We start from the raw sequence: 9,102 nt of genomic DNA on the forward strand, positions 1-9,102 counted from the left end.
GACCTCCCGCCCGCACTGGTCGAGCAGGTCAAGGTCGGCGGCCGGATCGTCACCGGGCTGCTCGATCGCGGCGTCACCCGATTGGCGTTCGGCGTCCGCTCGACGGGAGGGTTGGGGCTCCAGGCCTTCGCCGATGTCGCCTGCCCGATCCTGCCCGGCTTCGCCAAGCCGCACCGCTTCACCTTCTGACGCGAGACCCGATGCGCCATTTCCTGCTTCCCGCCGTTTCCATCGTTGCGCTCGCGGCGCCGGCCTCGGCGGAAACGCTGCAGGAGGCGCTGGCGCGCGCCTATCAGGCAAACCCGACAATCACCGCGAGCCGTGCGCAGCAGCGCGCCAACGACGAGAATGTGCCGATCGCCAAGGCTGACGGCCGGCCCTCGTTCAGCGTCACGGGCAATCTGAACGAGAATCCGGTCAACACTGGCAACGCCTTCGGCAATCCCGAGCGGAGCCTGAACGCATCTGCCGGGGTGACCATCCCGCTCTATTCCGGGGGCGCGGTGCGCAACTCGATCCGAGCGGCCGAGACCCGCGTCGAGGCGGGGCAGGCAAACCTGCGCGGCACGGAGGCGTCGCTGTTTACCGAGGTGGTGGGCGCCTATAACGACGTGTTGCGCGACGAGGCGATCGTCGGCCTCAACACCCAGAACGTGCGCGTTCTGGAAACCAACCTCCGCGCCAGCCAGGACCGCTTCCAGGTGGGCGACCTGACGCGCACCGACGTCGCGCAGTCCGAAGCGCGGCTAAGCGTGGCGCGGGGACAGTTGCAGACCGCGCAGGCGAACCTGATCTCCAGCCGTGAGAACTACGTGCGGCTGGTCGGCACCCCGCCGGGCGTGCTGGATGCGCCGCCGCCGCTGCCCAACCTGCCGGACGATCCCGACGCGGCGGTAGAGGTGGCGGTTGCGGACAATCCAACCCTGCTCGCGGCGCTGCGGTCGCGCGACGCGACGCAGTATGACATCCGCGTTGCACGTGCCTCGCGGCTGCCGCAGGTCGGCGTGACGGTGGGCGGCAACTACAACAATTATCTCGGTACGCTGGGTGCGGGCAGCAACGTCGGCGGCGTAAGCGGCATCATGCAGGACGGCGCCTCAGCGGGTGTGGGGCTGAACCTGACCCTGCCGATCTTCCAGGGCGGGCGCCCGGCGGCGCTGATCCGCCAGGCGCAGGCACTCCGCGCGCAGGCGATCGAGCAGGCGACCGCGGCCGAGCGGCAGGTGATCGCCTCCACCCGATCCGCTTATGCGATCTGGCGCTCGTCGCTGCAGGTGATCCAGTCCGCCGAGGCGGCCGTGTCGGCCAACCGGCTGTCGCTGGAGGGCGTGCGCGCCGAGAACAGCGTCGGCAACCGAACCATCCTCGACATTCTGAATGCCGAGCAGGAACTGCTGAACAGCCAGGTCACCTTGGTGACCGCCCGTCGTGACGCTTATGTCGCCGGCTTCGCGCTGCTCGCCGCGATGGGCCAGGCCGAGGCACGCGACCTGAACCTTGAGGGGGAGGCGCTCTACGATCCGGTGGTCAACTATCGTCGGGTGCGCAACCGCATCTCCGACTTCGGCACCGATCCCGCGCCCGAGCCGGTGGCTCCCACCACCCGTGGCACGCCGGCGCAGGGCGCCGAACTGACCAAGCCCCTGGCTCCCGAACTCAACAGCAACGTTGACAGGACTCCTGCGTTGACCACAGGAGAGAATGCGCCCAACCGTTAGCGGCGCAACCGCTTGGGCGGGGGGCTCTGGCGGTCTGGAAGGGTGGCGCATGGCTGATCTGAACGCGGAGCCGTCGATGGAAGACATTCTCTCGTCCATCAAGCGTATCATCTCGGAAGAGGATACGCCTGCTGCCCGGCCGCGGCGGCCGGTCCGGGTACCGACACTTGCCGCGGTGCCCAGCCCGGCCGAAACCAATGATGACGACGAGGTGCTGGAGCTCAGCGACCCCATGCCCAAGACTCCCGATTTCGGCCGCTCGCCCGAGACTGCCGCCGCCAAGCCGGAGCCGATCGTCTCCGAGAACACCGCCACCGCCGCGCGCGGCGCCATCGACGCGCTGTCGCGGCTGATGGTGAAGCCCGAGGCGCCCAGCGACGGTACGCTGGAAGGCCTGGTGCGCGAAATGCTGCGCCCGATGCTGCGCGAATGGCTCGATGCCAACCTGCCCGACATGGTCGAGCGGATCGTGGCGCGCGAGATAGCGAAAATCGCCGGCACCGGCCAGTAAGCGATCACACGCCGGCGGAGCTCGCCCGTTCACGGCGGGCAAGTCGTCCGCGGCTTGAGCCCCGCTCGGGCGAAGGGAATAGCGTCGCGTTGGCTGACAAGGCGATCGACTTAGGCCCAACGGGATTCGATCCCATCCGCAAGCCCTACCGCCGCACCGGCCTGAACAAGCGCAACCGCGCGGTGCTGGACGAGTCGGGTGCGCGGCTCTGATATGTCAGGTGAGGTGACAAGCTCGCCGCGCCGCCGCTAAGGCGCGGGGATGACCGAGCTTGCCAAGACCTTCGATCCCGCCGCCATCGAATCGCGCTGGTACCAGCATTGGGAGGAGAAGGGCCTGTTCCGCCCCGAGCGGCCGGGCGCAGAGCCGTGGACGATCGTCAATCCGCCGCCCAACGTGACCGGCAGCCTCCACATCGGCCATGCGCTGGACAACACCCTTCAGGATATCCTGACGCGTCACGCGCGGCTGAAGGGGAAGGATGCTTTGTGGGTTGTCGGCACCGACCATGCCGGCATCGCCACACAGATGGTGGTGGAGCGCCAGCTGAACGCCGCGGGGCAGAAGCGCACCGACTTCTCGCGCGAGGAATTCGTCGAGCGCGTGTGGCAATGGAAGGCGGAGAGCGGCGGCCAGATCACCGGCCAGCTGCGCCGGCTGGGCTGCTCGATGGACTGGGCCAACGAGCGGTTCACCATGGACGAGGGCTTTTCGAAGGCCGTCCTCAAGGTGTTCGTGGACCTGCACCGCGAGGGGCTGCTCTACCGCGACAAGCGCCTGGTGAACTGGGACCCGGGCCTCGGCACGGCGATCAGCGACCTTGAGGTGGAGACGCGCGAGGTGCGCGGCAGCTTCTGGCGGCTGCGCTATCCGCTGGAGGATGGCAGCGACTTCATCGAGGTGGCGACGACCCGGCCGGAGACGATGCTGGCCGACATGGCGGTGGCGGTACACCCGGACGACGCGCGCTACACTGCGTTAGTGGGCAGGGAGGTGCGCCTGCCGATCACCGGCCGACTGATCCCGATCGTCGCGGACGAGCATGCCGATCCGGAGCTGGGCAGCGGCGCGGTGAAGATCACGCCGGGGCATGATTTCAACGACTTCGAGGTCGGCCGCCGCGCCGGTATCGAGGCGCGCGACATGCTCAACATGCTCGATGCGCAGGGGCGCGTCATGCAGACCGCGGACGGGCTGATCCCGGCGGAGCTGATCGGGCTCGACCGGTTCGAGGCGCGCAAGGCGGTGGTAGCCCGGCTCAAGGCCGAGGGCGTGCTGATCGCGCATCTCGACAAGGACGGCGCCGAGCATGACGCCGAGCCGCGCACGATCCAGACGCCCTATGGCGACCGATCAGGCGTGGTGATCGAGCCGTGGCTGACCGACCAATGGTATGTCGATGCGGCGACGCTGGCGAAGCCGGCGATCGAGGCGGTCCGCTCGGGCGCGATCCGCATCGTGCCCAAGACGTGGGAGAAGACCTTCTTCAACTGGATGGAGAACATCCAGCCATGGTGCGTGAGCCGGCAGTTGTGGTGGGGGCATCGGATTCCAGCGTGGTTTGGACCATCGATTAACGTAGCGGGGGATGCAGAAGTCGAGGTTCAAGCGGAAGGACCGAATAGACGTACCATCCGGGTCAAACGTGATGAGATATTTGTCGCTGAGAGCGAAAACGAAGCCTTCGCAGCGGCAGCCGCTCACTACGGCCTCAGTGTAGATGATCTGCGGCAGAACTCCGCAGGGCATTTAACCCCCAACGTTCCGCACTTGCGCCGTGATCCTGACGTGCTGGACACGTGGTTCTCCAGCGCCTTATGGCCGTTTGCGACGATCGGGTGGCCCGAAGATGGCGACCGTACGCTGGGCGGCCGCTACCCCAACGATGTCCTGATCTCCGGCTTCGACATCCTGTTCTTCTGGGATGCCCGCATGATGATGCAGGGCATGCACTTCATGAAGGACGTGCCGTTCCGCACGCTCTACCTGCACGGCCTGGTCCGCGCGGCGGATGGCGCCAAGATGTCCAAGTCGAAGGGCAACACCGTCGATCCGCTCGGGCTGATCGACAAGTACGGCGCCGATGCGCTGCGCTTCTTCATGGCGGCGATGGAAAGCCAGGGCCGCGACATCAAGATGGATGAGCGGCGCGTCGAAGGCTATCGCAACTTCGCGACCAAGCTGTGGAACGCCAGCCGCTTCTGCCAGGCGAACGGCATCGGCGGATCGACGACGCTGGACCCGCCCGCGGCGACGCTGGCGGTGAACAAGTGGATCGTCGGCGAGGCGATCAAGGCGATCCAGGCGGTGGACCTGGCACTCGGCGAATATCGCTTCGATGCCGCGGCGAACGCGATCTACCAGTTCGTATGGAGCCAGTTCTGCGACTGGTATCTGGAACTGATCAAGGGATCGGTGGACGACGAAACCCGCGCGGTCGCCGGTTGGGTGCTCGACCAGATCCTGGTGGTGCTGCACCCGTTCATGCCGTTCATCACCGAGGAATTGTGGCACGCACTGGCCGAGCGCGACAACGACCTGATCGTCGCGCACTGGCCGATGCCCGACGCGCGCGCGATCGACCCGGAAGCGGCGGCGGAGATCGACTGGCTGATCCGGCTGGTCGGCGAGGTGCGGTCGAGCCGGACCGAGCTCAACGTGCCGCCGGGCGCGCGGCTGCCGTTCGCGGTCGATGGTGCAAGTGCGGCGACCGCCGAACGGCTGGCCCGCAACGTCGCGACGGTCGCGCGGCTCGCGCGGATCGAGCCGGGCGAGGTCTCCGGCGGCACCGCGCAGGTGGTCGTGGACGAGGCGACCTTCCGCATCGCGCTGGGCGATGTGATCGATCTCGCCGCCGAGCGCACCCGCCTCGCCAAGGCGATCGCCGCGGCGGAGAAGGAGCGCGATGCGCTGGCCGGGCGCCTGGGCAATGCGAGCTTCGTCGAGCGTGCCAAGCCCGAGGCGGTGGAGAAGGCCCGCGCCGACCATGCCGACAAGGCGGCGGAGGCGGAGCGGCTGGCGGCGGCGCTGAAACGCCTGGGCTGACGCATTTTCGTCGTCGGGCCGGCGCTTCGTCGCTGGCCCGGATCGGCCCTAAAGCACGCTTGATAAGGATGGACCCGGCCGGGGGGCTTCCGGCCGCAGACAGGGGTTTGTCCAATGAAGGCTTTGCTTGCCGCCATGCTGCTGGTCGCACCTGCGACCGTTTTCGCCCAATCCGCCGTGGTGATGCCCGCGCCGGTGCCCAACGTGCTGCGTACCGGCACGCCCGTGGTGCTGCGTCTGGCGGAGGGGATCACCACCAAGGAGAAGGCCGCCAAGATCAACGATCGCGTGCGCATGGAGGTGGCCGAGGCGGTGGCCGTCAACGGCGTCACCGTGATCCCGGCGGGCAGCCCCGCGGTGGGCGAGCTGACCGAGGTGCGGAACAAGGGCATGTGGGGCAAGAGCGGCCGGATCGTCGGCCGGGTCCTCACCGTCAACGCCAACGGCCGCACCATCCGCCTGTCGGGCACGTTCGACAGCAAGGGCGGATCGGGCACCGGCGGCGCGGTGGCGGTGTCCGCCGTGGTGTTCGCGCCCGCGGGCTTCTTCATGACCGGCAAGAGCGCGGAGATGCCGGCGGGCTTCACCGTGCGCGGCTTCGTCGACGAGGATGTCGCCTTTGCCGTCGCGCCCGGTGCGCAGCCGAACGCGCCGATGATGGTGGGCAAGTAAGGGGATCGACCCCGGCCCATCCGGCGCTAAGGTCCGCCGGATGGCCGGGCCCGATCCGCATTCGCAAGAGGCCCCGCGCCAGCGTGACCTGACCACCGGGCCGATCGGCCCGGCGCTCCTGCTGTTCGCGTTGCCGACTTTGGGCTCCAATGTCCTCCAATCGCTCAACGGATCGATCAACGCGATCTGGGTGGGGCGCTTTTTGGGCGAGGGCGCGCTGGCGGCGACCAGCAACGCCAACATCATCATGTTCCTGCTGTTCGGCGCGGTCTTCGGCTTCGGCATGGCGGCGACGATCCTGGTGGGGCAGGCGTGGGGCGCGCGCGAGGTGGACGCGGCCAAGCGCGCGTTCGGATCGGCGTTGGGGCTGGTCCTCGCCGCCTCGATCTTGGTGGGGGCGCTCGGCTGGGTGTTTGCGCCCGAGATCCTGCGCGCGCTGGCGACGCCCGAGGCGGCGTTCACCCCCGCGCTCGATTACCTGCGGGTGATCTTCCTCGGTCTGCCGCCCTCCATGCTGCTGGTGCTGATGTTCATGGGGCTGCGCGGCACCGGCGATTCGGTGACACCGCTCTGGTTCATGGGGCTGAGCGTGCTGATCGATTCGACGCTCAATCCGGTGCTCATCCTGGGGCTGGGGCCGATGCCGCGGCTGGGGATCGCCGGATCGGCACTGGCGACGCTGATCGCCAACCTTGCCGCCTGCGCGGGCCTGGCGGGCTGGATGGCATGGCGGCGGATGCCGCTGCACCTGACAGGCGCGGAGCGGCGCTACCTGCTGCCCGATCCCGCCTTGGTGCGGACGATCCTGGGCAAAGGCTTGCCGATCGGCGCGCAGATGCTGGTGCTCTCCACCTCCGCGCTGGCGATGGTGGGGCTGGTCAACCGGCACGGCATCGACACGGTGGCCGCCTATGGCATCGTCCAGCAATTGTGGGGCTATGTGCAGATGCCGGCGATGGCAGTGGGGGCGGCGGTGAGCGCGATGGCGGCGCAGAACATCGGCGCCCGCCGCTGGGACCGGGTGGCGCGGGTGACGGTCGCCGGCCTGTTCTACAATGGCGCAATCACCGCGGCGATGGTGGTGCTGGTGCTGTGGCTGGACGAGACGATCCTGGGCCTGTTCGTCGGCGAGGGCAGCGCGGCGCTACCGATTGCGCAGCACATCAACCGGGTCGCGACCTGGGGCTTCATCCTGTTCGGCGGCACCATGGTGCTGTTCGGCACCGTGCGTGCCAATGGCGCGGTGTGGGGGCCGCTCGGCATCCTTTTCCTCTCGATGTTCCCGGTGCGGCTGGGGATGGCGGTGGCGCTGGAGCCGTGGCTGGGCGGCGATTCGCTATGGTGGAGCTTCCCGCTCGGCTCGGCGGCGAACGTAGCGATGGCGGCCGCCTATTACCTCCACGGCGGCTGGCGGCGTGGCGCGCTGCTGGTGCCTGAGGAGACCGGCGAACGTAGCCATGCTGATGTGGAGCCGGGTGCCGCGGTGCGGCCGGCGGGGTAAGATGTCACGACGCTCTCTCGGCAACCCCGTTTGTGGTGAGGACGAACGGAGGTGAGTGCCGGTCGGCACTTTTATTCTCCCGCCACCATCACCCGGATCACCCCCGCCGCGATTTTCGCCTCCACTGGCGTGTGCGCCAGCACCTCGCCGTCGATCGAGATCGGCAGCGGCGGTTCGGTGCGGACGCGCAGCCGCTCGCCCGAGAAGCTGACCGTATCCTGGTGACGCGCGGGCAGACCCATCAGGCTGGCGCCCCAGTTCTTGATGAGGGTTCGCTTGTAGTGGCCCGTCACAGCCTGGACCACGATCCGCCCCGAGGTCACCGAGGCCTCGTCCACCAGCCAGGTACCGCCATGATACGGCCCGTTGGAGATGCGCACCTCCACGACGTTCATTCGGTGCTCGGTGGAGCCATCCTCGACAATCAGCGTGAACGGATCGAAGCGGGCGTATTGATACGCCGCCCAGCCGAGATAGCCGATCCGGCCCAGCACCTTCTTCAACCCGTGCGGAACCGTCTCGGCGATCTGTGGGCTGATGCCGATTGCGGCGCAATTGGCGAAATAGTCGCCGTCGATCATCCCCAGGTCGATCCGCTTGGGAGTACCGTTCGCCAGCACGTCGATCGCGCCGTCGATGTCGAGCGGCAGGCCCAGCGTGCGCGCGAAGCTGTTGGCGGTGCCGAGCGGCAGCACGCCAAGGATCACGTCGCGATCGACGATCAGGTCGACGAGACCGCTGATCGTGCCGTCGCCGCCGCCCAGGATCAGCAGGTCGAGCTTCTTGTCGAGCGCGCGGCGGACGGTCTCCTCCAGATCGTCCGGGTCTTCCACCGCATGCGGGTCGACAGGGTAGGGCAGGGCGTCCAGTCGGCGGCAGACCCGGCGGAACAGATGCTGCCCCTTTCGCGACTTGGCGTTGACGATGAGCGCGGCGGAGCGAATGTCGGTCATCGTGTTTCCACGGCGCTGGAGCGGCGCCTGCGGGCTGGGTAGCGCTTGCAGCTTGCCGTGCCTAGGCGCAGAGCACGGGCGATGACCGCCTTTCCCGCCCTTCGCCTCCGCCGGACGCGCGTCGCACCCTGGAGCCGCGCCATGCACCGTGAGACGGTGCTGACCCCGTCTGACCTGATCTGGCCTCTGTTCATCAGCGAGGGGCAGGGGGTGGAAGAGCCGATCGCCAGCCTGCCGGGCGTGTCGCGCTGGTCGCTGGACGGGATTGCGGAACGGGGTCGCGAGGCGCGGGACCTGGGCATCCCGTGCATCGCCTTGTTCCCCAACACGCCCGCCGGGCTACGTACGCCCGACGGGCGCGAGGCGGTGAACCCCGATAATCTAATCTGCCGAGCGATCCGCACGCTCAAGGAAGCGGCGCCCGAAGTGGGCGTGCTGACCGACGTCGCGCTCGATCCCTATACCAGCCACGGCCATGACGGGCTGGTCGACGACGCCGGCTACGTCCTCAACGACGCAACCGCCGACGTGCTGGTGGAGCAGGCACGGGTGCAGGCGGCGGCGGGGGCAGACATCATCGCGCCCTCGGACATGATGGACGGCCGCGTCGGCCGCATCCGCGCCGCGCTGGAGGCGGACGGGCGGCACAACGTCCAGATCATGGCCTATGCCGCCAAATACGCCAGCGCCTTCTACGGCCCG

Annotated in this window: 7 protein-coding genes and 2 pseudogenes; 8 read left to right on the forward strand and 1 reads right to left on the reverse strand. The window is 68.3% G+C overall.

The features are described from left to right. From ACFDTH_RS15660 to ACFDTH_RS15690, 7 genes and pseudogenes are all read left to right on the forward strand, one after another. Positions 1–189: pseudogene (locus tag ACFDTH_RS15660) on the forward strand (protein-L-isoaspartate O-methyltransferase); the annotation flags it as partial. Positions 190–200: 11 nt separating this feature from the next. Beyond that, positions 201–1,718 carry a TolC family outer membrane protein gene (locus ACFDTH_RS15665; protein ID WP_375288495.1) on the forward strand — a complete coding sequence of 506 codons (1,518 nt, stop codon included), beginning with the start codon at positions 201–203 and terminating at the stop codon, positions 1,716–1,718. 49 nt (positions 1,719–1,767) lie between these two features. Beyond that, positions 1,768–2,229, forward strand: a complete 462-nt coding sequence (locus ACFDTH_RS15670) for a DUF2497 domain-containing protein (RefSeq protein ID WP_375288496.1) — start codon at positions 1,768–1,770, stop codon at positions 2,227–2,229. A gap of 89 nt (positions 2,230–2,318) precedes the next feature. Continuing rightward, positions 2,319–2,441 (forward strand): hypothetical protein, encoded by a 123-nt coding sequence (locus ACFDTH_RS15675; RefSeq protein WP_375288497.1) that lies wholly within the window; start codon positions 2,319–2,321, stop codon positions 2,439–2,441. Positions 2,442–2,490: 49 nt separating this feature from the next. Next, positions 2,491–5,274: a valine--tRNA ligase gene (locus tag ACFDTH_RS15680; RefSeq protein WP_375288498.1), complete on the forward strand. Its 2,784-nt coding sequence runs from the start codon at positions 2,491–2,493 to the stop codon at positions 5,272–5,274. Positions 5,275–5,388: 114 nt separating this feature from the next. After that, on the forward strand, positions 5,389–5,946 hold the full coding sequence (locus ACFDTH_RS15685) for a hypothetical protein (RefSeq protein WP_375288499.1): 558 nt from the start codon (positions 5,389–5,391) through the stop codon (positions 5,944–5,946). 40 nt (positions 5,947–5,986) lie between these two features. After that, complete coding sequence (locus tag ACFDTH_RS15690; RefSeq protein WP_375288500.1) at positions 5,987–7,447, forward strand: MATE family efflux transporter; 1,461 nt, start codon at positions 5,987–5,989, stop codon at positions 7,445–7,447. A gap of 71 nt (positions 7,448–7,518) precedes the next feature. On the opposite strand, the gene ACFDTH_RS15695 is transcribed toward ACFDTH_RS15690, so the two are convergent. After that, complete coding sequence (locus tag ACFDTH_RS15695; protein ID WP_375288501.1) at positions 7,519–8,400, reverse strand: diacylglycerol/lipid kinase family protein; 882 nt, start codon at positions 8,398–8,400, stop codon at positions 7,519–7,521. Positions 8,401–8,481: 81 nt separating this feature from the next. Here ACFDTH_RS15695 and ACFDTH_RS15700 point away from each other — a divergent pair. Further along, positions 8,482–9,102: pseudogene (locus tag ACFDTH_RS15700) on the forward strand (porphobilinogen synthase); the annotation flags it as partial.

The sequence above is a fragment of the Sphingomonas sp. genome (assembly GCF_042096255.1).
Lineage (GTDB): Bacteria > Pseudomonadota > Alphaproteobacteria > Sphingomonadales > Sphingomonadaceae > Sphingomonas.

What these genes read in the sequence shown, in the direction of transcription:
- ACFDTH_RS15665 (WP_375288495.1), top strand. Translation starts at nt 201, where the DNA reads ATGCGCCATTTCCTGCTTCCCGCCGTTTCCATCGTTGCGCTCGCGGCG.
- ACFDTH_RS15670 (WP_375288496.1), top strand. Translation starts at nt 1,768, where the DNA reads ATGGCTGATCTGAACGCGGAGCCGTCGATGGAAGACATTCTCTCGTCC.
- ACFDTH_RS15680 (WP_375288498.1), top strand. Translation starts at nt 2,491, where the DNA reads ATGACCGAGCTTGCCAAGACCTTCGATCCCGCCGCCATCGAATCGCGC.
- ACFDTH_RS15685 (WP_375288499.1), top strand. Translation starts at nt 5,389, where the DNA reads ATGAAGGCTTTGCTTGCCGCCATGCTGCTGGTCGCACCTGCGACCGTT.
- ACFDTH_RS15690 (WP_375288500.1), top strand. Translation starts at nt 5,987, where the DNA reads ATGGCCGGGCCCGATCCGCATTCGCAAGAGGCCCCGCGCCAGCGTGAC.
- ACFDTH_RS15695 (WP_375288501.1), bottom strand. Translation starts at nt 8,400, where the DNA reads ATGACCGACATTCGCTCCGCCGCGCTCATCGTCAACGCCAAGTCGCGA.